This window comes from Natranaerobius thermophilus JW/NM-WN-LF (assembly GCF_000020005.1).
In the GTDB taxonomy this organism is placed as follows: Bacteria; Bacillota; Natranaerobiia; order Natranaerobiales; family Natranaerobiaceae; genus Natranaerobius; species Natranaerobius thermophilus.
In genome coordinates this window covers 3,015,158-3,038,012 of the sequence record NC_010718.1, presented here as the reverse complement: position 1 = coordinate 3,038,012, position 22,855 = coordinate 3,015,158, and the positions used below count along the sequence as shown (strand labels likewise).

Sequence of the window (22,855 nt, the reverse complement as noted above, 5' to 3'; positions counted from 1 at the left end):
GTCAGCAATCAGAAAGGGGATAAAGCTTCATGATAGTAGATATTTTTGCTGTAATTCCAATTCTAATATTATTAATATTTCTTTTATTGTTTAAATTACCAGCCAGAAAAGCAGGTGCTATATCATTCTTGACAGCTACTGGGATTTCTTTGTGGGTATTTCAATTACCCCTAGAAGGTATGGTAGTAGCATTGGGAAAAGGGTTTTCCCTATCACTATTTGTGTTATTGATAATTTGGGCAGCTGTTTTTCTATACAATTTAGTCAATGAAGCAGGTGCCATTGAAGTGATCAGTCGTAATTTAACTTTAGTAATCGAAGATAAGTTTGTACAATTTTTATTGTTAAGTTGGGTCTTCTCCTCTTTTTTACAGGGGATTGCTGGATTTGGAGTGCCTGTGGCTATTGTGACTCCTATACTAGTAAAATTAGGTTTTAATCCTTTCGCTTCAGTAGCTGCAGTATTACTTGGGCATAGTTGGTCTATAAGTTTTGGCTCTATGGGATCTTCTTTTTACACTATTGGACTAGTTACAGGCTTACCTTCTAGTGATCTCGCTTTTTGGATGTCACTATATACATCAGTAGCTATGTTATTTACAGGTTTTGGAGTTTGCTATATTTATGGAGGATTTCAAGCTATTACTAAGGGAGTCCCTTATATTCTTTCTACAACTGTTGTCATGGTTGGTTCTATGTTTATCATTACTTATCTACAGATGATGTCCGTTGTTTCCTTATTAACTGCATTAGTTGGATTAGTGTTTTTGTTTTTTGTTTATCGAAAGTTGGTTGTCCCTACCAAAGAGAACTATGATAGTGGAATAAATTTTTATCGAGGTAAACTCAATCTACTTGAGTCTATTTTACCCTATGGACTAATCATAATTTTATCAGTGTTATTTCAACTCTCCCCGATTCAAGGACCAGAATTAAATTTTGATTTTCCTGGCTTTGAAACTGGATTGGGCTATATCGTCACAGAAGAATTGCAATATGTAACCATCGATCTATTGACTCATCCAGCACCAATTATATTAATTTCCTCCTTGGCAGGTATATTTGTTTATAATAGTAAACAAATACTGTCCCGGACAGAAATTTCTCAAGTCGTTAATAAAACAGTCGAAAAATGTACTGGGACCACACTGACCTTGACATGGTTAATTTGTATGGCTTTGTTAATGATGGATTCAGGCATGATAGAAAATATGGCTCATAATGTAGCCAATTTAACTGGTCAATTTTACCCGATTTTTGCACCGTTCTTTGGTGTTTTAGGTAGCTTTATCACAGGTAGTAATACTAATTCAAATGTGATATTTGGAAGTTTTCAGGCTACAGTAGCAACTACTTTGGGGGTTAGCCCGGCTATTATGGCGGCTGTCCAATCTATCGGAGGATCTGTAGGATGTAGTATTGGCCCTACCCAGGTATTACTGGGGACGTCTTCAGTAAATTTAAATGGTAAGGAAGCTTATATTTATGGCCGTATAATACATATAACTTTATTGATTGCTGTGATTTTAGGAATGGTTAATTGGGTGTTGTTAAATACATTATAAACTTGGGTTTATAGGCTTTTAAACATAGACTGGATTAGAGTTGAATGTTGATAACTGTAAATTTAATTTTACAGTATCAACAACTAAATATTACAGTGCCTAAACATAAACCCAATCATCTTATATTACTCATAATTAATTGTTGGCAGGAGAGATTAATATGAATAAAAAAAGCTACTCTATTGTAATTCTAATATTTGTATTTCTGATGATCTATGGTGCTATCCACATTGAGACGGGGAGTGTATTGGCGTTACCCGCTGTAGTAATTTTGGGTGTCAATGCCCTGTGGAATTTGTTCTTTTAATTTACATTTGATAAGATATTCATAAATTTAGAAAGTTAGCATAAATTTAGAAGGTTAGATAGCTTTGTAGATTTTAAAGGATACTAAACTGGAGGGGTTGTTATGCTGAAGTTTGACTCTTTGAATCATCCGTATTCGTCTCGAAGAAGTGTTACAATGGCTCGGAACGGAATGGTAGCCACTTCACAACCATTGGCTGCCAATGCTGGCTTAGAAATTTTAAAACAAGGTGGAAATGCCATTGATGCCGCTGTTGCAACTGCTGCCTGCTTGACTGTCGTTGAACCCACTTCAAATGGTATAGGTGGTGATGCATTTGCCCTGGTATGGCATCAAGGGAAACTCCACGGTTTAAATTCTAGTGGGCCTTCTCCAGAACAAATTTCTAGAGAGGCATTAATCAAAAAAGGATATGATAAAGTTCCCAATTTTGGGGTTTTACCTGTTACAGTACCTGGAGCACCAGCTTCTTGGGTAGAACTTAATGAACAAATGGGGAGGTTACCTCTGGAAAAGGTTTTAGAACCCGCCATTGAATATGCCCGGAAAGGATTCCCCATAACTCCAGTACTCGGCAAGAACTGGGATAGAGCTTTCAATAAATATAAGCAAGAATGGCAAGGTGAAGAGTATTCCGAATGGTTTCGTGTGTTTGCTCCCCATGGTCGTGCGCCGATGATTGGTGAAATGTGGAGTTCCCAGGACCATGGTGACACTCTAGAAAAAATTGCAGAAACCCGGGGGGATTACTTTTATAAAGGTGAGTTAGCAGATAATGTAGATTATTTCTTTAAAAAATACGGTGGTTATCTTAGGGGAAGTGATTTAGAGTCATTTACCCCAGAGTGGGTGGACCCTATTAGTTTAAATTATCGTGGTTATGATATTTGGGAAATACCACCTAATGGGCAGGGGATAGTTGCACTAATGGCTTTAAATATACTTCAGCATGACGACTTTGAATCCAAGGAACTTTTATCTACTTATCATCGCCAGATTGAAGCTTTAAAGCTTGCTTTTATAGACGGAAAAAAATATATTACGGATCCTCATCACATGAAAGTTGATATTGATGATTTATTATCTGAAGACTATGCCCGGGAGCGAAGAGCTTTAATTAAGGATGAAGCTATAACTCCAGAACCTGGTTCTCCTCCTCGAGGTGGTACAGTGTATTTAGCTACAGCAGATGGAGAGGGCAATATGGTATCCTTTATTCAGAGTAATTATATGGGTTTCGGATCTGGAATTGTATTGCCAGGAACTGGGGTAGCCTTTCAAAATAGAGGCTGTAGTTTTTCACTTGACTCTTCCCATGATAATGTCCTGGAATCAGGCAAGAAAACGTACCATACCATTATTCCTGGTTTCATGTCTAAAGGTAAAGATCCAATTGGTCCCTTTGGAGTCATGGGTGGTTTTATGCAGCCTCAAGGTCATTTACAAGTTGTGATGAATACTGTGGACTTTGATTTAAATCCACAAGCAGCTCTGGATGCACCTAGATGGCAGTGGATAAAAGATAAACAAGTTTCCGTAGAAAGAAAACTTCCTGCTCACATTGCGGAAGGATTATATCGCAGAGGACATGATATTAACGTTAGTCTGGATTCTGGAAGCTTCGGGCGAGGGCAAATCATCTGGCGTGATCCTCAAAGTGGAGTACTTTTTGGTGGTACAGAACCACGGACAGATGGTTCTATAGCAGTTTATTAAATTTAAAAAAGCCGATTGTTTTAATCAATATGTTGAAAATAATATATTGCCTCGAAAGGAAGTGAATTTTGGATAATCAGGCAACAGGCACAGCCTATTTGCTTATAGCGATAGCTGCTGCCTTTTGGGGAGTTATCGGTTTATTTATTGTCCCTTTGTATCAGTTCGGATTTTCTCCCTTACAAGTAGTGGCTTTGAGAGCTATTTCAGCTTCAATTTTAATGCTAATATATGTGGGGATCTTCAATCCTTCTGCGTTAAAAATTTCTTTAAAAGATATTTGGTACTTTATTGGAACGGGAATAGTTAGTATAGTATTCTTTAACTGGTGTTACTTTACTGCTATTCAGGAGATGTCACTTTCGATTGCTGTGGTGTTGCTATATACTGGCCCTGCTTTTGTTGCACTGCTTTCTTATATTTTTTTTAAAGAACCTCTGACCGGTAGAAAGCTGGCGGCCTTGGCTTTTACATTAATTGGTTGTATGCTGGTTACAGGACTCCTACCTGCTAATGAAATATCAGTTTCACCCTTGGGACTATTATTGGGGATAGGATCAGGATTTTTCTATGGTTTATACAGTATTTTTGGTAAGGCTGCTAGTTATAGATATTCATCTTTGACTATTACCATTTACACCTTTGTCTTTGCCGGACTTGCCTTGCTGCCTATGAGTGGAGTAATTGCAAACATGGGCGCCTTTGTGAACCCTTGGGTTTTGCTAAGTATTTTAGGACTGGGATTGATATCTACTGTTCTGGCCTATATTTTATATACCCTGGGGCTTTCTCGTATAGAATCTAGCAAAGCTTCTATCATTGCCACTATTGAGCCTGTTGTGGCGGCTATATTAGGGAGAATTGTTTTTGGTGAGCAGATGACTTTATGGCAAGGCGTAGGTATGTTAATAGTTATTTCGGCTGTGATACTGGTATCAGAAAGGACTGGGGAAACTGAAAAAAAGCCATTTGTCCCTGAAGCCGATGAAATGCAGAATAAAAGTCATGAAGGGGGAAAATAAATGCAGATAATTAGCGCAAGCCGTCGCACAGATATCCCAGCTTTTTTTGGGGAATGGTTTAAAAATAGAATCAAAGAAGGTTTTTTCTATAGTGTAAACCCCTTTAACCCGCGGCAAATTAGGGAGACCTCTCTTCGACCAGAAGATGTGGCCTGTATTGTATTTTGGACCAAAAATCCCCGTCCTTTCTTTCCTATTATTAATTTACTTAATCAAGAACAGTACTTTTATTATTTTCAGTATACCTTGAATAATTACCCTGATTTTCTTGAGCCTGGCTTACCTTCATTAGAAGAACAATTATCAACTTTTAAGAGATTGAATGAAATCATTGGCGAAACGGGACCAGACCGAGTCCAATGGCGTTATGACCCCATTATAATAAGCTCTAGGACACCTATTGATTACCACTTAGGGAAGATTGATTATCTAGCAGCTACACTAGAAGGTTATACCAAGCGTCTCACCGTCAGTTTATTAGACTTTTATAAAAAGATTAGTCGCAGGTTTCACCTATTATCTGAACATGAAAATGTGAAATTTTATAGTACTGAATCATTATCTGACTCCGATCTGACAAAGTTGGGCCTGGGTTTAAATAAGATTGCCAAAGACTACAATCTGGAATTGTATAGTTGTTGTGACAGATATTTGGCTGAATATTCTGTAACACCTGGTTCCTGTATAGATGGAGAATTAATTTCAAGTTATACAGGTATTCCCTTTAATGAGATTTCCCGGGATTGTAATCAAAGAGAGTACTGTTTGTGCAGTCAATCTGTGGATATGGGAATATATAGCACATGTAAACACTTTTGCAGTTATTGTTATGCTTATGGTCGACAAGAAACAGTAGAAAAAAACCTTAATAGTCATTATCACATAAACAATTCTTCATTACTGGATTTTAGAAAATGATAAAACCAGACTTTAAACTTTGTTTTAGCTACCATATGTCGCCACTAACTCATGACTAAAATCACGAGAATGCGTGACGACTTTGCAAGGTGTTTAATAAGTATAGGGTGTAATGTCTTTACCGGGTTATTAATTAATGTTAAGATATTTGTAAGGAAATTTAGTGTCCCTAAATATAGTGATACTATGCAATACGGAGGTTATTGAAATGGAAACTGGGCAAGAAATTAGAGATGGGGAGGTAGTTGGAAAACGAAGTCAGAATGTTAACCATTTTCCGATATTAATGGTAATGTCTACGGCATACATAGCTGTTGGTACCAATGTTCAAGGTTTTAAAGCTATGCTCCCTATGGTAAGTGCAGATTTTCAGATAGGTAGTGCGGAAGCGGGACTTTATACTACCTTTTTCTTTTTAAGTGCTACAATTTTAGCTATTTTTAGTGGAAGAGTAGTTGATCGCCTGGGTTCCAAAATGGGTTTGGTTATGGGTACTGCTATTATTGGATCTTTAATGATAATTCATTCTGTAACCAATATTTTTGTACTTTTATTGGCTCTAGCTTTTTTTACTGGTATCGGTTTCAGTATTATTACACCTTCCATTAATAAAGGGGTTATGGAACTTGTCTCCCCAAATAAAAGGGCAGTTTCACTGGGAATAACCCAAGCAGGCGGCGGAATCGGTGGCATACTTGGAGCGTTACTGTTACCTTTTTTAGGTGAATTATTTGGTTGGAGAAATGCAATCTTAGTTTCGGCTGGAGTAGCACTTTTGATGAGTGGAATTTTATTTAAATTTTATAACCCTGGTCAGGACGGAACCAAGTCCCAACAGGAAGAAAACACTTCTGACTCTGAAGAATCTTCTAAATCAGATTCTAGTTTCAAAGAAGACCTGGCTAAATTAGTAACTAATAAAGTTTTGCTGACAGTTTGTTTAATCGGTTTAACCTTCGGCTTTACTATTAGCAACATAACAACACATTTTCCTTTATTTCTTGACGGAGATTTAGGTTATTCTGGTTTTATCGCCGGAGCATCTCTGGCAGTGTTCCAAACAGGGGGTATTATTGGTAAACCTAGCTGGGGCATTATCAATGACCGTTTCTTAAGGAGCAATAGACGACTTGGTCTATTTATACTGGGACTTTTAGTCAGCTTGTTAATGTTGGTACTGGCTATATTTTTCGATGAACCGGGGATCCCAATTCCTGTAATTATGATTTTTACTTTTATTCTAGGAGTTACTAGCCTTGGTATACCAGGACTATTTTTTACTACTGTGGGAGATGTAGTTGACAAAAAATTAATGGGGACTGCCACTGGATTGGCATTAATATTTATTAGGACCGGAGTTGTTATTGGCCCACCTTTCATAGGTTGGCTGGCTGATATAACAGGAAGTTATCAAATTAGCTGGATTACCCTGGCAACTGTAATATTTATATTATCATTATCATTTTTCATTTTAAGCTCTAATTATAAAGAAAATCTGTATGGGAGTACTTAAGTTTGGTGCTAGATCAATTAAAAAGCCCTGTCAGTGGTTAAGTAATTGCCTACTTGCCACAGATCAGGGCTTTTACTATTTAACGATGTTATTCTATTCTTACTCTGAAAGTTTTTCAACAAATAATTCTGTATTATGCTTCATCATTTTTAGATAATTTTCTGCTTTACTACCTTCTTCCCCCAGGGCATCGGTGTAAATAGGCTTTCCTATTTCTACGTCTGTTTCTTCAGCGACATTTTCCATGTAACGTGGATCTATGGTGGATTCAACAAATACAGCCGGAACCTGGTGATTCTTTACCTTATCTACAATTCTTGCGATTTGTTGGGGTGTTCCTTCTTCATGAGCATTCAACTCCCAAATCCCATCGGTTTTTAAATCATAAGTTTCTCCATAATACTTAAAACAATTTTCTGTATTAATAATTAACCGGTTTTCTTGTGGGATTTCATCTAACTTTTGGCTAAGCTGTTCATCCAGTTTTGTAAGTTGTTCCTGATATTTCTCGGCCCTATCTTGGTAGTACTCCTCATTGTTGGGGTCTACATCAATTAAAGTTGAAGTGATTTTTTCCACATAATAATCACGTACTAAAATCGGGTCCAACCATAGATGAGGATCGGGAATGTCCGTTCCTTCCAAGGGAAGAGTGGGCCCTTCCTCTGCCGTTGGAACTACCTTCACATCTTCGGTAACGCTTTCAGTCACTTGCTCTAGCCAAGTTTCTATATTATAACCATTCAAGAAAAAGATTTCTGCATCACTAATTGCCTGAAAATCACTGGGGGTAGGTTCGTACTCTTCTGGTTCTTCTCCTAGAGGTACAATATACTCTACTTCAGCTTTGTTACCTGCTATCTCTTCAACAAAATCTGCGATAATTGAAATACTAGTAACTACTTGTATTGAATCAGTTTCTCCGGTTGTTTGTTCTTCTTTGTCTTTAAGTTCTTCATTTTGGGAACTTTGACAACCTGATAAAAGTAGCATCCCAAAACTTAAGATTAATATCCCTAAAATCGAGGGAATTAAAGTATTTTGTTTTTTTAACTTTTTTAAGTTAAGGCTTTGGCACATGTTTGTTCCTCCTTCAAATTAATTTAGCTATACTTGACTCTTTTGATAATAATACCTTCCCTGGGAGAAAAGAGGAAGGCTGCTAAAAAGAGCACTGAAACAGCCAAAACAATTGCTCCACCTGTGGCCACATCATAAATAAATGAAAAGTAAACCCCAGCCAAGGAAGATATTACGCCTATAATGGCCGACAATATCAGCATTCTAGCTAGATTACGCGTTAACAGAAAAGCGGTGGCTGCAGGGGTTATTAACATGGCTACTACTAATACAATTCCTACTGTCTGCAGTGAAGCTACTGTTACGAGTGATAATAAGAGCATTAATAGATAGTGAAGTTTATCTGTTGCAATACCTATAGCTCGTGCCATGATGGGGTCAAAGGTGGAAATAACTAATTCTCTGTAATAAATGAAAATTCCTATAAGGGAAACTATCCCTGTCGAAGCTGTTAACAACAAGTCTGATCTTGAGACTGCCAAAACGTTACCGAATAATATATGCCATAAATCAACTTCAGTACCATCCAAAGCAGTTATCATAACTATCCCCAGTGCAAAAGCAGCAGTGAACAAGATTCCAATAGAAGAATCATCTTTTAGCTTGCTATTTTGGCTAACATATCCAATTCCTAGGGCCGTAGCTACTCCGGTGATTACTGCACCTATGAAAAAAGTGATGCCAAGCATGTATGAAATTACTACTCCGGGTAAAACGGCATGAGAGATGGCATCTCCCATTAATGATAGTCTTCTAAGAATAATGAAACATCCGATTACTCCACAGAGAATTCCAACTAAAGTTCCTGCTATTATTGCATTTTGCAAGTACTGATAGTCACCGACGGCCTGTAGAAAAAACGAAAAATTGGTCAAAAGTGTACCACTTATCATCCGGACACCACGAGGAAATCTTTATTCTTTTGATCTCCTCCTTCTGAATCTGTTTGCATAATCACTGCTTCTCCCTGATATGCCTCTGTTAAGTAATGAGGTTGGAGAACTTCTTCTGTTTTGCCAGCAGCTATTAGATTTTGGTTTAATAAAATCACATAATCAAAATACTGTCTTGCCCTTTTTAAATCGTGATGAACAACAAAAAGGGTTTTACCTTGCTCTGATAACTCTGCTAATAAGTTAGAAATCATTTTTTCTGAAGTAAAATCAATTCCTGTGAAGGGTTCGTCTAAAAAGAATAACCTGGCTTTTTGCGCCAAAGCTCTGGCCAAAAACATCCTTTGCCGTTCTCCACCAGATAGCTCACCAATTTGTCTTGTCTTTTTATCTGTTAATCCTACTTGCTTAATACAATGATAGACTATTTCTTTATCATGTTTTGTGGGACTTTTTATTTTTGGTAAATAAGGATATCTACCCATCATGACAGTTTCTTCAACAGAAAGAGGAAAGGTTAAATCAATGTTGCTTTGTTGAGGGACATATGCAATTTGTGACCTGGATTCATTTACAGTTTTTCCAAAGATTTTTACCTTGCCATGATAATTTGTTAATCCCATTATAGCCTTAATTAGTGAAGATTTTCCTGCACCATTGGGACCTAAGATTCCAATTTTCTGACCTTGTTGTACTGAAAAAGAAACTTTATTTAAAGCACTAACTTCGTGATATGAAACAGATAAATTTTCGACCTGAACTGCCACGCCATTTTGGCTTGCCTTGCCAACAGTCATTGGTAATCCCTCCGTTTTTTAGCTGCAGTTAACTTTGTTATACGCGGTTAACTCCAGTCTTTCACTAATAATATATGGGTCTGCTTATATCTTGTGCTTGTCCAAAAAAATATCAGGGCATAATCATGGGAAATTCAAACATTTTATTTTTTGTTCTGTTTATATTGATGAAATTGCCTGAGTATTTCTGGGTTATCTTTTAAAAAATCGAGAAAATCCGATAAAATCATAAAATTATCGTAGCTGATGTGGTGTTCAATTCGTTCAACTTCTCTTTGTAAATCTCCCCTTGCCCCAATTGTTTTTAACAGTTCTTCCAGTATGTGATGCCGTTCAAGCAAGTATTCTCCGATCTGTTGTCCTTTAGCTGTCAAATGAACCATACCGTATTTTTCATATTTTAAGTATGATTTCTGAGATAATTTCTGTATCATTTTAGATACAGATGCAGGTTTCACATTTAAACTTTCAGCAATTCTATTTACCCTGGTATAGCCCTGTTGATCACTTAATCTAATAATCATCTCCAGATAATCTTCCATGCTAGGTGTTAAATCGTATTTTTGAATTTGTTCATAACCTCGATCGGTGTAAAATTCCTTTCCTTGATTTTCAAAGCGATTGTCTTTTTCATTGCGATTGTCTTTTTCATTCTTATTCATAATAACCCCTCCCCAAAATGAGTATTAAAAACTATTGTCATTATCAATTAACCTGTGTTATCTTATTATTGATATCGACATTAGGGTGATAGTTTTGGAAAATTTGGCAAGTAATGACAAAATAATATCTACCAAAGCTCTGGTTACCACAGCTTTGTTTGGAGTAATATCTTACTTAATAATGTTTATTGAGATAAACTTACCTTTTATGCCATATTTCCTAAAGCTTGACTTGAGTGATATCCCTGCGTTATTAGCTGGGTTTTCTCATGGTCCCTTAATGGGAGTTGCAGTAGTTTTTTTAAAAAACTTTTTTCATGTATTTTCGACTGCAACTATGGGAATTGGTGAACTGACAAATTTTTTGGTTAGTGGTAGTTATGTTGTAGTGGCCTCTTATTTGTTTTATAAAAGAAAATTTTCACTTAACTCATCTTTATTTGTGGGAATGGCAATAATGACTATTTCAGCTGTTGTAATTAACTTGATGGTTGTTATTCCACTATACGAAACTGTTTTGGACTTGCCCTTATCAAAAATTATCGAAATGGTTGGTGAAATTAATCCACTAGTAAATGGATTAGCAAGCTATATTGCTTTTGTACTAATCCCTTTTAACCTGATAAAGGGTATTGTGTTATTTTTTGCTATGATGATGGTTTTTCCTAAAATTCAATCTTATAAATATTTATGGAGGTGAGAGTAGTGAAAGAAATGTCACTGTACAAAGAGGTTTTCAAGGATGTTGATGGGGAGGTGGAGCAATTAGGAAATGATATCAGTGAAGAGAAGTTAAATTCATTTTCACTAAAGTACGAGACAAAGGTACCTCAATTGGAAAAAATGTGTTATATTATGGAGAAAGTATTGCTGCAAAAGAAAACTGAAGGGGTAGTGTACGCAGGTTTTCAAAAAGTCTCTAGAGCGGAAGATATCTGGGACAGATTTAGACAGATTGCCGATAATGTGGATAAGGTGTACATATTTGGTGAACATGATAAAGACTTGACTCCACATCCGAATGTTGAATTTATCTATTTGCCAAAAAATCATAGTTTGACAAAAGAATGGTTTCTGGTTATTGATAGGCCCTTGGCAAAATCTATGATGGTAGCTTATGACATGGATGGATTTTATACAGAAGATTTAAAAGATCGTAATTTCAAAGGAGCAAAATCAACTAATCCTAATACAGTCAAAAAAGCTGTTGACTTACTTGATCAATTGATCTGAGGGGAAATTTTATGAACGGACAAGATAAAGGAATTTTCTATCAGCTCAGTCACAAATACTCTTTACTGCATCAAACTAAATTCACAAAAAGTTCCATGTTAGCAGTTAGTCACGCCTTAGAAGATATAGTCATATCTTCAGGTTTTAAAGCTGATATGTATGTATTTTTTCAACACTTTAAATTTTTCATAGAAGAGATTGACAGATACTTAGAACTAGCTAAAATCTGCAATAATATTTACATTTTTACATCTGATGTAAAATGGAACGAATTAAAACAGCCAAACTACCCAAACAATTTAATAATAATAGAATTGAATTCTTTATCGCCTTTGATCCAAGAATGGAATGTGATAGTAGATTATAGGCCTAACCCCATGATTCTGGCAACTAGAGAACTAGATGAACAACCAGATCTAATAAATTGGGAAAGAGAACCGCAAACTATGAATCAAGACAAACTTCCAGGTAAAGATGACTTTAGAGCTTTTTTGGGTATCTTGAGTTTTGATACTAAGACAGCCTTAGATGGTGTAAAATTAGCCAGGATGAATGTACCTGAAAACTCATTAGCGGATCCAGCGGAATCCTCTCTGTTAAGTCAGGATAATTCTAATTTGGACTCTAAAACTTCAAGGGATATAGATACAACGACATACTTTATTAATCGCGCTTTAAATGAAATAGAAGACAAGACAATTCAACTCAAACGAGCAAATGTACAATTACAAGAGGAAATAAAAAATAATAAGAGAACCTCATATGAAATGATCAAAAGACTTTGTTTTGCTGCTGAGTATCGAGATGTGGAAACTGCTTTGCACCTGATCAAAATGAGTTACTATTCCAAAGAACTTTACAGGGCTTATGGTGCTAATCCAACTGAAGTTGAGTTAATGACCTATGCTTCCTTAACTCACGATATCGGAAAAATTGGCATACCAGATCGGATTTTAATGAAAGCAGGGCGATTAACAAGTGAAGAATATCAAGTTATGAAAAGACATCCTTATATTGGAGCAAGAATTTTGCAGGATTCTTCACAGCGGTTAATTAACATGGCTAGAAATATTTGCTATTATCATCATGAAAAATATAATGGAAAGGGTTATCCATTAGGGTTAAAGGGTACGGATATTCCTCTGGAAGCACGCATAGTGGCTATTGCCGATGTATTTGATGCTCTGTCATCAAAAAGAGTATATAAACAAGATTTCTCTAAAGAAAAAACTCTTCAGATTATGTTAGAAGAAAGAAATAATCATTTTGATGGGGAATTGTTAGACCTGTTTTTTGAAATAGTTGATGAATTATTGGAGTTTAAGTTTAGACTAGAAAATTTATCTATGCATAAAACAAATACTGAATTACTTAATTTATATCTTCAAGAGATTAACTAAGAAGGGTTGTTTACCCTTCTTTTTCTTTTTTATGACATTTAATAACACTTTAAAATATTAATGTATTTCATTGACAGATAAGATGGAATATCGTAGAATATTCGGCAAACAATTCTATATAATTTGATTATTCAAAATATTAGTAATTATTGCTAAATTAATATTGCTTGTTGATCCAGTTGTAATATAGACTGAATCAAAATTGAATGTTAATAACTGTAAAACTTTAATTTCATTTAATAATGTCATAGCTTTGGAATATTTAATAAAATAGTGCCAAAATAAAGTGATGGAATAAGAGTGTTATTGAAAAAAATTAACAGAAATTTTGAATTAATCAAAAAAGTTATTGAAATTAAAAAATTGTAGATACATAAATATAAACTAGAGGGGGTGGTCAGACAAAAAGGCTGTTAGCTTGCTATCAGTTTAGACTAAATTGTTCGGAATGAAATTTCAAATTTGGGGGGAAATTTATTGCGAAAGCTGTTAATTTTACTGCTCGTAGTTTTTGTGGCGTCTTTTGGATTTATGGGTTGTGATCCGGCTGATCCTGAAGAAATTGCTGAAGAAGAAGAAAAAGAGCCTGAAGAAGATGTTGACGAAGAAGAGGAAGAGCTAGAACAGGCTATTACTCATGCTATATGGAGTGAACCAGACGGACTATTTAATTATTGTGAATATGAAAGTACTTATGATCTTGATGCTTTTAATCAAGTATTTGATGGCATGATGGAAGCAGATCCCCATGCAGATTTGGAACTAAATCCAAATTTAGCAGAAGAACATGAAATAAGTGATGATGGAAAAACTTTTTATTACAAACTAAGAGATGATATTGAATTCCATGATGGTGAGCCACTAACTGCAGAAGATGTTAAATTCACTTTCGAATGGATGTGTCATGAAGACTATATAGGTCCCAGAGCTAGTTACTGGCAGCACCTGGAAGGGTTTGACGAATATCGAGCTGGAGAAGCTGACGAAGTAGAGGGAATTGAAATTATTAGCGACCATGAAATAGAATTCCACTTTGAACAAGTTGATGCTTCTGCCGTATATTATGTTAGTACCTGGGGCATTTCACCTAAACATGTATGGGAAGATATCCCTGTAGGTGAAAGAAGAGAAGCCCCTGAAATGACAGAACCAATTGGAACAGGACCTTTTGAATTTGAGGAATACGTTGAAGGTCAATACGTAGAATTAGTTGCTAATGAAGATTATCACAGGGGAGAACCAGAATTAGAGAGAATTACTGTAGAAGTAAAAAGTCCCGATGTAGTCAGGGCAGACTTGGAGACTGGTGAAGTTGATATCGCTGAAGTTCCACCTGATGAGAGCGAGTGGGATGATTATGAAGCTCACGATGAGTTAGCCCTTGAATATTATCCCACTAATGGTTATCAATACATGGGTATGAACTTAAGGGATGAAAGTATCTTTAGTGATCATGCTGTAAGAGAGGCAGCTACTTACGCTATCAATAGGGAAGGTATGGTTGATGGTATCCTAGATGGTTTAGGTAAAGTCCAAAATTCCCACTTTTCACCTAACCAATGGGCTTATGACGAAGATTTAGATACTTATCCCCATGATCCTGATAAAGCCGAAGAAATATTAGAAGATGCTGGCTATACTAAAAACGATGATGGAATCTGGGAACAAAATGGTGAGCCCTTAGAATTCACTCTATTATATCCTACCGGCGACGAACCCAGAGAACAAGCAGCTTTAATCATTGAACAGGACTTACAGGGAATTGGTATTGACATTACTTTAGAATCTTTAGAATTTGCCACTTTGAGTGACAGGGTTTTTGACGAAATTGATTTCGATGCTTATCTTATGGGTTGGTCTTTAGGTGCAGACCCAGATCCAACGGGTATCTGGGGACCTGATGAAAGATTCAATGCTGTTGGATTTGTACATCCGGAAAGCGACGAACTAATGGAGCAGGGTCTTCGTACTACAGATAGGGATGAACGAAGAGAACATTATGTAGAATGGCAGCGCTTACTTCAAGAAGAGATGCCTTATGTATTCTTGTACGCTGACTATGAAGGTTATGCCTACAACAATGATATCCAGGTATTTGAACCAAATCCTTGGAATATTTGGTATGACGTACATGAATGGTACCTTGAATAAGTCATAAAGGTGTGATGAGGGGCCCCACCCTTTTTTGGGGTGGGGATCCTTATTTACGAAAGGAGGCGTGGAATGTATCAATATATAGTTAGAAGAATTCTTCAACTTATCCCTACAATTATTGGGGTTACTATAATTGTTTTTTTGGTAATCAATGCAGCCCCGGGTAATCCCATGAGCGGAATGGTAGACCCCAATTTGACTGAGGAAGAAATCGATCGTCAATTAGAAGAAATGGGATTAAAAGATCCTATACACCAACGTTATTGGAGCTGGATTACGCAAGTAATCCAAGGAGATCTGGGATATTCATTCAGATATCATGTTCCGGTAGAAAGTTTGATTGGTTCCAGGATAGGTCCAACATTTATGCTTTCCTTTTCTGCCTTATTCGTCAGTATTTTATTAGCGGTTCCGATAGGTGTGCTGTCTGCTACTAGGCAATATTCCAAAGTAGATAACTTGTTTACTGTTATTGCAATTGGAGGAGTATCTATTCCCGTGTTTTTCCTGGGTATTTTGCTGATTAAATTCCTTGCCTTTGATTTTCAAATATTCCCAACAGGAGGTTATCCAAACCTGAGTGATGAAAATTTCTTTACTGCTATACCTAGAGTTTTGCATCATTTGATACTTCCCATGATTGCTTTAGCTGCAGCCCAAACTGCTAGGTTTATGCGTTATACTAGATCCAGTATGCTAGAAGTTATTAAACAGGATTATGTAAGAACTGCTAGGGCTAAAGGCTTATCAGAGAAAATAGTTATTTATAAACATGCCCTGCGTAATGCTTTGATACCAGTCATCACACTCCTCGGTTTAACCCTTCCGTTCTTATTCTCCGGAGCTATATTAACAGAAACGGTCTTTGTATGGCCCGGTATGGGTAGATTATTGCTAGACTCTGTACATGACAGGGATTATCCTCTGTTAATGGGTATAAATCTGTTCTTTGCCTTTATGGTAATGCTGGGTAATTTACTGGCAGATGTGTTATATGCCGTTGTTGATCCCCGCATTAAATATAATTAATTTATTATAGAAGGGAGTGGATGGATTGAGTAATACTGCAACTTCTACTGCCCAAGAGAGGGTGGAACCCAAAGGGGTTATCACTCCAAGGCAGCTGGTTTGGAAGCAATTCAAAAAAAATAGATTAGCTCTCATTGGCATGTGTGTTTTGATATTTTTTGTCTTGCTTGCCATATTTGCTCCAGTTTTGTCTACTCATGAAAGAGATGCCTACGATTTGACAAGGGCTGAAGAACCCCCCTCTAGTGAACATTATATGGGTACAGACGAAATAGGAAGGGACATATATACAAGATTATTACATGGTGGTCGGGTTTCTTTATCAGTTGGAATAGTCGCTACAGGTATTCAATTAGTTATCGGTATCATTTTAGGTTCTTTGGCTGGTTACAAAGGCGGGACTACCGATACTATAATCATGAGATTAACTGATATGTTTTTGGCTTTTCCTTTCCTTGCCATGGCCATTACTATAGCTGCAGTATTAGGCCCCAGTATCTATAATACTATGATTGTTATCGGCATATTATCCTGGCCAAGGACTTGTCGAATTATCAGGGGAGAATTTTTGAAAATTAAAAATACTGATTATGTTAGAGCAGCCAAGGCTCTAGGACTTAGAGAGCTAAAACTGGTCGCCAGGCATATGATCCCTAATGCTTTACCACCTTTGATTGTTAATGCCACTTTATCCATGGCAACTGCAGTTTTGGTAGAAGCAGGCTTGTCCTTCTTAGGACTAGGGGTAGTTCCACCTCAACCAAGTTGGGGTAATATGCTAGAGATAGCTAGAAACCTGCGGATCGTTGAGAATTTCTGGTGGATGTATGTACCTCCTGGCCTAATGATTTTCTTAACAGTGTTGAGTATTAATCTAGTAGGGGACGGCTTACGTGACGCCCTGGATCCTAGATTGAAGCAATAGGAGGGAGTGCTTTGGAAGAGCTGTTGAATGTTAAAAATTTGAAGACTAATTTTTATACAGATGATGGGATTGTCCGAGCAGTCGACGATGTTAGTTTTAGTGTAAATCGTGGTCAAATACTTGGTGTAGTAGGCGAATCCGGTTGTGGAAAGAGTGTAACTTCAATTAGTATTATGAGATTAATTCAAGACCCTGGTAAAATTGATAATGGTGAAGTTGTTTTTAGAGATAGCAATCTTCTGGATTTTTCAGAGGGTCAAATGAGAAAAATTCGCGGAAATGATATATCTATGATATTCCAAGAACCTATGAGTGCACTGAATCCCGTATTTACTGTGAAAGATCAGTTAGGAGAAGCGATTAAGCTGCATCAGGGCTTGAGTGATAAGGAAGCTTTTGATAAAGGTCTCGAAATGTTGAAAAAAGTTGGTATTCCTAGAGCGGAAAATGTTATGCACGAATATCCTCATAGTTTGAGTGGGGGTATGTGCCAGAGAGTTATGATAGCCATGGCACTATCTTGTAATCCGGAATTATTAATAGCTGATGAACCAACTACAGCTTTGGATGTGACAATTCAAGCTCAAATTTTGGAATTAATCAAAGAACTAAAAAACGAATATAACTCATCAATAATGTTAATTACTCATGACTTAGGAGTTATAGCTGAAATGGCTGACCACGTAATCGTCATGTATACTGGGAAAATTGTTGAGAATACGGATATAGTCACATTATTTAAGAATCCGAGACATCCTTACACAATAGGTTTGATTAATTCTCGTCCGGATATCAAAGATGAATTAAGAGAATTAAAGGCCATTCCAGGATCTGTTCCTAATTTGTTAGAGATGCCTGTAGGTTGTTCATTCCATCCTCGTTGTGAATATAAAACAGAAAAATGTGAACAAGAACCTCCTCCAATGGTTGATTTAACTGAAGACCATAAAGTAAGATGTTGGAATGTCGACAAGACTGGAGGTGAGGATTAACTTGTCTGAAGAACCGATTTTAAAGGTGGAAAATCTTAAAAAATACTTTCCCATAAGGGCAGGAATACTTTCTAGAGTAGTTAATCATGTAAAGGCGGTAGATGGGATTAGCTTTAGTATTTATCCTGGAGAAACCTTTGGTCTAGTAGGAGAGTCAGGTTGTGGAAAATCGACGACGGGTTTGACGGTTTTAAATTTACATGAAGCTACTGCAGGAAATATTGAATACAGAGGCAATGTTATTAATGAAATCGATAAAGAAGAGCTTAGAAAATTAAGGAAGGACATGCAGATAATCTTTCAGGATCCTTTTAGTTCTCTTAACCCCAAAATGATGGTTGGAGATGCTATTGGAGAACCTCTAGAAGAGCACGGTATTACTAAAGGCAAGGAAACCAGAGATAGAGTGATTGAGATGTTAGAAGTATGTGGCCTAGAGGCATCTCATTACTACAGATATCCTCACGAATTTTCCGGAGGTCAGCGACAGAGGATAGGAATAGCCAGATCCCTGGCTTTAAACCCAAGTTTTATAGTGGCTGATGAACCCATTTCGGCTCTAGACGCTTCTATTCAGGCTCAGATAATGACTTTATTGGAAGAATTACAGGAAGAATTTAATTTCACCTATATTTTTATAGCCCACGATTTGACTGCAGTAAAATATCTGTGTGATAGAGTAGCAGTTATGTATTTAGGACATATTGTGGAATTAGCACCAACTGAAAACTTGTTTAAAGATCCTCTCCATCCCTATACTCAAGCTTTGATATCAGCAATACCAGTTATGGATCCCCTGGCCAAGAAAGAAAAAATTCTCTTAGAAGGAGATATCCCAAGTCCAGTTAATCCACCTTCCGGTTGTCGATTTCATACCAGATGTCGAATAGCCGAGGATATTTGTACCAGAGAAATACCCCAGCTAGAGGAAAAGGAAGATGGCCATGAAGTTGCTTGTCATCTTGTCAAGTAGGAGGGGATAAGATGCCTTTTAATAAATTGTACAATCGCGATAATAATGAGCAAGGAGAACAGTTTACAGAAGAGGAAATAGAAAAAATCAAAGAAAATAGCGAACAAATGGACTGGTCCGATGTATTAGCTCTAACTATAGCTGGTATTCAACTGTTACTTCCCATGGCAGTATTATTAGTTATCAGTTGTTTAATTGTTACCTTTTTCTTCTTCCTGGTTTGGGGATAATGTCAATTTTGATTAAGATTAAAAATAAGAAAGCCGGAGGCGCGATAGGCCTCCGGTTTTCTTTTGGACAGTTGGCAGTTATTCAATTTATGGTTTTTGAAAATTTAGATTTATTGGATTATTGAATTTACTATTGCTTGGTATTGTAGTTCAAAACTTCATTAACGGCAATTTCTAAAATTTGTGGCGCCTTTTGAGTAAAGAAGGGTAGATATAATCTTTCAGTATATTGATGAGCATCTTTTCCAACAGGACCCACATTTACAACTGAAACATCGAGTTTACTTATGTCTTCAATAGGTAATCTATAAACACGGTTGAGGGCTGGCATATTGGGGTTCATGTAATTGGCAATATCTTCACTTTCAGGTACGTAAAAGAAACTTAAATCACTTATACCTTTGAAAAACTCGGTAACCTTGTACTCTAATCCAAATTTTTCTCTAGTTTCCTTTTTGATATTTTCAACCACATCTAGAATAAATTGTTCTTTTTCTGTTTCTCTATTATTTTTAACATGAGGATAGAAAGGAGGTAAAAAGGCTAAAACTATCTTGGGATTTCTGTCCGGGCAGTAATCATGGGCCTTGTTAACCAAGTGAATCGAATATTCCCGCTCATCTTTTACTGATTCTTTAAGTTGTTCGGCAGTTTCGTTATAATCATTTAAAAAGTCATCTCCCCAGGCCTTATAGGCAGAATTATAAAGCTCCTCAAAGGTATAGACTTTTGGTTCCCAGTTGAGACTAGCTTTTTCACTAACACCCCAAGAGTTTTCCACACCATCGGGGGCTAGATTTTGAAATCCATCATAACGTTGATTGTAAATTTCGATGGAATTATCTAAGGCTTGCTTAGCAATAGATTTCATTTTTTCTAGGACATCATAGGGACTAGAATTAATGGTCATAACATTATAATATCCTATAGTTACTTGAGGTGTAGTGACATTGTAAACTCCTCGCAGGTCATTTAATTTTAAATTAACAGGGGGAGGAGTTAACTCTCCTTTGAATTCATCACAAAATTCCGGACTTTTTTCCATTAAAGCTTCTACTTGTGAGAATATCAGACTTGAATTTAATCCACCGAAAGGATTTCCGGCATGGGTCTCTTTTCCAAAGCAATAGAATAATGGAAGAATCTTTCCGATACTTCCGATTGCTATATCATTTTTTCCCTCAGAATCAGGTTGATGACTCTCACTTTTGATTACAGAAATGTATTCTAAATCATGCTTGTCTCTTAGTTCTACTAAATGTGGCACAGCCGATAAAATACCTTCAGAATTATTTTCTTCGTCAGGAACTGACACCAGGACAATGTTTCCGTCAAACTCATTAATTTTATGGGAATAATCATGCATCAATGCAATTTGAAGAGCAGCTCCTGATTTCATATCCATAACTCCGCGTCCAAAAAGCCATTCGCCAGTTTCTAAATCCTTTCTAGCTTCTTCTGGCAAATCAAAATCTGCCATTTTTTCTGTGATTTTTTCAGGATTAAAAGCATATTCACGAAGACTACCGAAATCTTCGATATCAACTACATCGTGATGATGTAGTAAAATAACAGTCTTACTTCCCTTACCTTTAAGTAATGCAGTGACATAATATCTGTCTAAATCATCATAAGGCAGTTTTTTTAAGTTTAGTAATTCCTGATTTTCTTGAAAATATGGTATTTCGGACATTATATTATAAACTTCTTCTGCCATACCTCGTTCCTTTGTGGTTCCTGAAACGCTAGGGACATTTACCAGCCGATTGAGAATCTCTTTTAATTTTGTCTCATCATTCAGCCACATAATAACCCCTCCCGGTTAAAAATTCAAAATATTGTTACTCCACTAACTAAATATTATCAAAAAATTCTTTATAATTAAACCTTCTAGTTAAAATTTTCCAAAAGTACAACTGACTTTGCGACTTTGGCCTATCAACACTAAATGAAAATTCAAAGAATTATTACTTTAACAATTTTAAATTTTAAACATTGACAAGGTTATGATAGCTAATTATAATAAATAATTAAATAAAATGATATTTATTTTTGTATGGGAGTGTACCTAGGGTTCCGATCTAACAAGATGTCTGGTCCGAGGGGTACAAGACACCTGTTTGAAGGTGTCACACCGTGGGGATAAAAACCTCTGGCGGTAGGTTCCATTATGGACCTACCTGTCAGAGGTTTATTTATTTTCAATAACTTTTATTAATTACCAAGTTAACACATTAAATTGCCAAAAAATTGGGGGTGAATCGATGAATCAATTGATATCAGAGTCTACTCAAATAAAGGATTCGCTAATTCAATGGAGACGTGATATTCATAGTTATCCTGAACTAGGGATGCAAGAAGAAAAAACATCTAATCTGGTACAGGAAAAAATATATTCCATGGGTATTGAACCAAAAAATGGTGTAGGAAAAACTGGAGTTTTAGGTTTAATTGAAGGGGAAAATCCTGGGCCTACTATTGGATTACGTGCTGATATGGATGCATTGAATATGAATGATGAAAAAAATGTGTCTTATGCTTCTGAAATCAGCGGTATGGCCCATTCTTGCGGGCATGACGCTCATACAGCTATGTTGCTCGGGGCAGCTTGGATTTTAAAGAATAACCCACCCAAATATGGGAATGTTAAGTTGATTTTCCAACCTGGTGAAGAAGGATTTTTTGGAGCCAAGAAGATGATCGAAGATGGTGCTCTTGAAGAACCTAAAGTGGATGCAATAGGTGGATTACATGTAAACACTACAATTCCAACTGGTAGTATTATGTATGCTGAAAGTCAAGTTTGTGCCGCTGCAGATTTTATTGAAATTGAGATTATTGGTCAAGGGGGACATGCAGCTCATCCACACTTGACAAAAGATCCAGTACCCGTAGCAGGTGAAGTTTTATCATCATTACAGAGAATTATTAGCAGGAATGTGGATCCCTTGGACTCTGGGGTGATTACCATAGGACAAATACATGGTGGCAGTGCCAATAATATTATCCCTGAATCAGTCAAACTTGGGGGGACAGTTAGAACTTTAAATCCAGAAATAAGAAATAACATGGAAGCAAGAATAGAGTCCGTGGTATCAGGTATTACCCAGGCCCACGGCTTGGATTACAAGTTTAAGTACACCTATATGTATCCTTCTGTAAATAATGCTGATCAAATGGTGGATTTATTGGCTAAAACTTCCCACGACCTCTTAGGTAAAGAAAATGTTTTAGTAACTAAGCCTAGTATGGGTGGAGAAGACTTTTCATTTTTTACCGAGCGAGTACCTGGAGTGTTTTTTCGTTTAGGAGTTAGAAATGAAGAAAAGGGAATTACTTATCCTGGGCATCATCCATTATTTGATATTGACGAAGAAGCATTGCCTATAGGTTCTGCTATTATGGCAGGGCTCGCATTAAATTACTTAAACCAATAATAATTTAAT

Annotated in this window: 21 protein-coding genes; 16 read left to right on the top strand and 5 right to left on the bottom strand. The window is 36.6% G+C overall.

The genetic code is table 11. The features are described 5' to 3' along the window. Positions 1-29: 29 nt before the first annotated feature. The 6 genes from NTHER_RS14185 (at position 30) to NTHER_RS14165 (ending at position 7,041) form a co-directional block, all read left to right on the top strand. Positions 30-1,565 carry an L-lactate permease gene (locus tag NTHER_RS14185; protein ID WP_012449192.1) on the top strand — a complete coding sequence of 512 codons (1,536 nt, stop codon included), beginning with the start codon at positions 30-32 and terminating at the stop codon, positions 1,563-1,565. Between the two features lie 160 nt (positions 1,566-1,725). Beyond that, complete coding sequence (locus tag NTHER_RS16010; protein WP_012449191.1) at positions 1,726-1,872, top strand: hypothetical protein; 147 nt, start codon at positions 1,726-1,728, stop codon at positions 1,870-1,872. A 102-nt stretch (positions 1,873-1,974) separates the two neighbouring features. Then, positions 1,975-3,588, top strand: coding sequence for a gamma-glutamyltransferase family protein (locus NTHER_RS14180; RefSeq protein WP_012449190.1), 1,614 nt, complete (start codon positions 1,975-1,977; stop codon positions 3,586-3,588). A gap of 68 nt (positions 3,589-3,656) precedes the next feature. Then, entirely contained in the window at positions 3,657-4,610 is a 954-nt protein-coding gene (locus NTHER_RS14175) for an EamA family transporter (protein ID WP_012449189.1), read from the top strand. Beyond that, on the top strand, positions 4,611-5,528 hold the full coding sequence (locus NTHER_RS14170) for a DUF1848 domain-containing protein (protein WP_012449188.1): 918 nt from the start codon (positions 4,611-4,613) through the stop codon (positions 5,526-5,528). Positions 5,529-5,736: 208 nt separating this feature from the next. Next, on the top strand, positions 5,737-7,041 hold the full coding sequence (locus NTHER_RS14165) for an MFS transporter (protein ID WP_012449187.1): 1,305 nt from the start codon (positions 5,737-5,739) through the stop codon (positions 7,039-7,041). A gap of 99 nt (positions 7,042-7,140) precedes the next feature. Here the strand turns inward: NTHER_RS14165 and NTHER_RS14160 are convergent, their stop codons facing one another. From NTHER_RS14160 to mntR, 4 genes are all read right to left on the bottom strand, one after another. Beyond that, positions 7,141-8,121, bottom strand: coding sequence for a metal ABC transporter solute-binding protein, Zn/Mn family (locus NTHER_RS14160; RefSeq protein WP_012449186.1), 981 nt, complete (start codon positions 8,119-8,121; stop codon positions 7,141-7,143). Between the two features lie 23 nt (positions 8,122-8,144). Beyond that, positions 8,145-9,014 carry a metal ABC transporter permease gene (locus tag NTHER_RS14155; RefSeq protein WP_012449185.1) on the bottom strand — a complete coding sequence of 290 codons (870 nt, stop codon included), beginning with the start codon at positions 9,012-9,014 and terminating at the stop codon, positions 8,145-8,147. Beyond that, on the bottom strand, positions 9,011-9,811 hold the full coding sequence (locus NTHER_RS14150; protein WP_012449184.1) for a metal ABC transporter ATP-binding protein: 801 nt from the start codon (positions 9,809-9,811) through the stop codon (positions 9,011-9,013). The genes NTHER_RS14155 and NTHER_RS14150 overlap by 4 nt, the downstream gene beginning before the upstream one ends. A 143-nt stretch (positions 9,812-9,954) precedes the next feature. Then, positions 9,955-10,473, bottom strand: coding sequence for a transcriptional regulator MntR (mntR, locus tag NTHER_RS14145; protein ID WP_012449183.1), 519 nt, complete (start codon positions 10,471-10,473; stop codon positions 9,955-9,957). Between the two features lie 94 nt (positions 10,474-10,567). On the opposite strand from mntR, the gene NTHER_RS14140 reads away from it, so the two are divergent. The 9 genes from NTHER_RS14140 to NTHER_RS14100 all read left to right on the top strand — a co-directional run bounded on the left by NTHER_RS14140 (position 10,568) and on the right by NTHER_RS14100 (position 19,409). Beyond that, the gene (locus NTHER_RS14140; protein WP_052291990.1) at positions 10,568-11,173 is read left to right on the top strand and encodes an ECF transporter S component; all 606 of its coding nucleotides are present in this window, start codon (positions 10,568-10,570) and stop codon (positions 11,171-11,173) included. Between the two features lie 14 nt (positions 11,174-11,187). Next, on the top strand, positions 11,188-11,706 hold the full coding sequence (locus NTHER_RS14135) for a DICT sensory domain-containing protein (protein ID WP_238526196.1): 519 nt from the start codon (positions 11,188-11,190) through the stop codon (positions 11,704-11,706). An 11-nt stretch (positions 11,707-11,717) separates the two neighbouring features. Further along, positions 11,718-13,106, top strand: coding sequence for an HD domain-containing phosphohydrolase (locus NTHER_RS15465; RefSeq protein WP_012449180.1), 1,389 nt, complete (start codon positions 11,718-11,720; stop codon positions 13,104-13,106). Between the two features lie 477 nt (positions 13,107-13,583). Then, a complete protein-coding gene (locus tag NTHER_RS14125; protein WP_012449179.1) occupies positions 13,584-15,257 on the top strand; it encodes a peptide-binding protein in 1,674 nt (557 codons plus the stop codon). Between the two features lie 72 nt (positions 15,258-15,329). Then, positions 15,330-16,289, top strand: a complete 960-nt coding sequence (locus NTHER_RS14120; RefSeq protein ID WP_012449178.1) for an ABC transporter permease — start codon at positions 15,330-15,332, stop codon at positions 16,287-16,289. Positions 16,290-16,314: 25 nt separating this feature from the next. Next, a complete protein-coding gene (gene opp4C / locus NTHER_RS14115; RefSeq protein WP_012449177.1) occupies positions 16,315-17,214 on the top strand; it encodes an oligopeptide ABC transporter permease in 900 nt (299 codons plus the stop codon). Positions 17,215-17,225: 11 nt separating this feature from the next. Beyond that, positions 17,226-18,206 carry an ABC transporter ATP-binding protein gene (locus tag NTHER_RS14110; protein WP_012449176.1) on the top strand — a complete coding sequence of 327 codons (981 nt, stop codon included), beginning with the start codon at positions 17,226-17,228 and terminating at the stop codon, positions 18,204-18,206. A 1-nt stretch (position 18,207) separates the two neighbouring features. Further along, positions 18,208-19,179 carry an ABC transporter ATP-binding protein gene (locus NTHER_RS14105; protein ID WP_012449175.1) on the top strand — a complete coding sequence of 324 codons (972 nt, stop codon included), beginning with the start codon at positions 18,208-18,210 and terminating at the stop codon, positions 19,177-19,179. A gap of 11 nt (positions 19,180-19,190) precedes the next feature. Continuing rightward, positions 19,191-19,409: a hypothetical protein gene (locus tag NTHER_RS14100; RefSeq protein WP_012449174.1), complete on the top strand. Its 219-nt coding sequence runs from the start codon at positions 19,191-19,193 to the stop codon at positions 19,407-19,409. 130 nt (positions 19,410-19,539) lie between these two features. Here NTHER_RS14100 and NTHER_RS14095 read toward each other — a convergent pair whose 3' ends face one another. Further along, a complete protein-coding gene (locus NTHER_RS14095) occupies positions 19,540-21,216 on the bottom strand; it encodes a M20/M25/M40 family metallo-hydrolase (RefSeq protein WP_012449173.1) in 1,677 nt (558 codons plus the stop codon). 457 nt (positions 21,217-21,673) lie between these two features. On the opposite strand from NTHER_RS14095, the gene NTHER_RS14090 reads away from it, so the two are divergent. After that, on the top strand, positions 21,674-22,846 hold the full coding sequence (locus tag NTHER_RS14090; protein ID WP_012449172.1) for a M20 metallopeptidase family protein: 1,173 nt from the start codon (positions 21,674-21,676) through the stop codon (positions 22,844-22,846). Positions 22,847-22,855 lie beyond the last annotated feature (9 nt).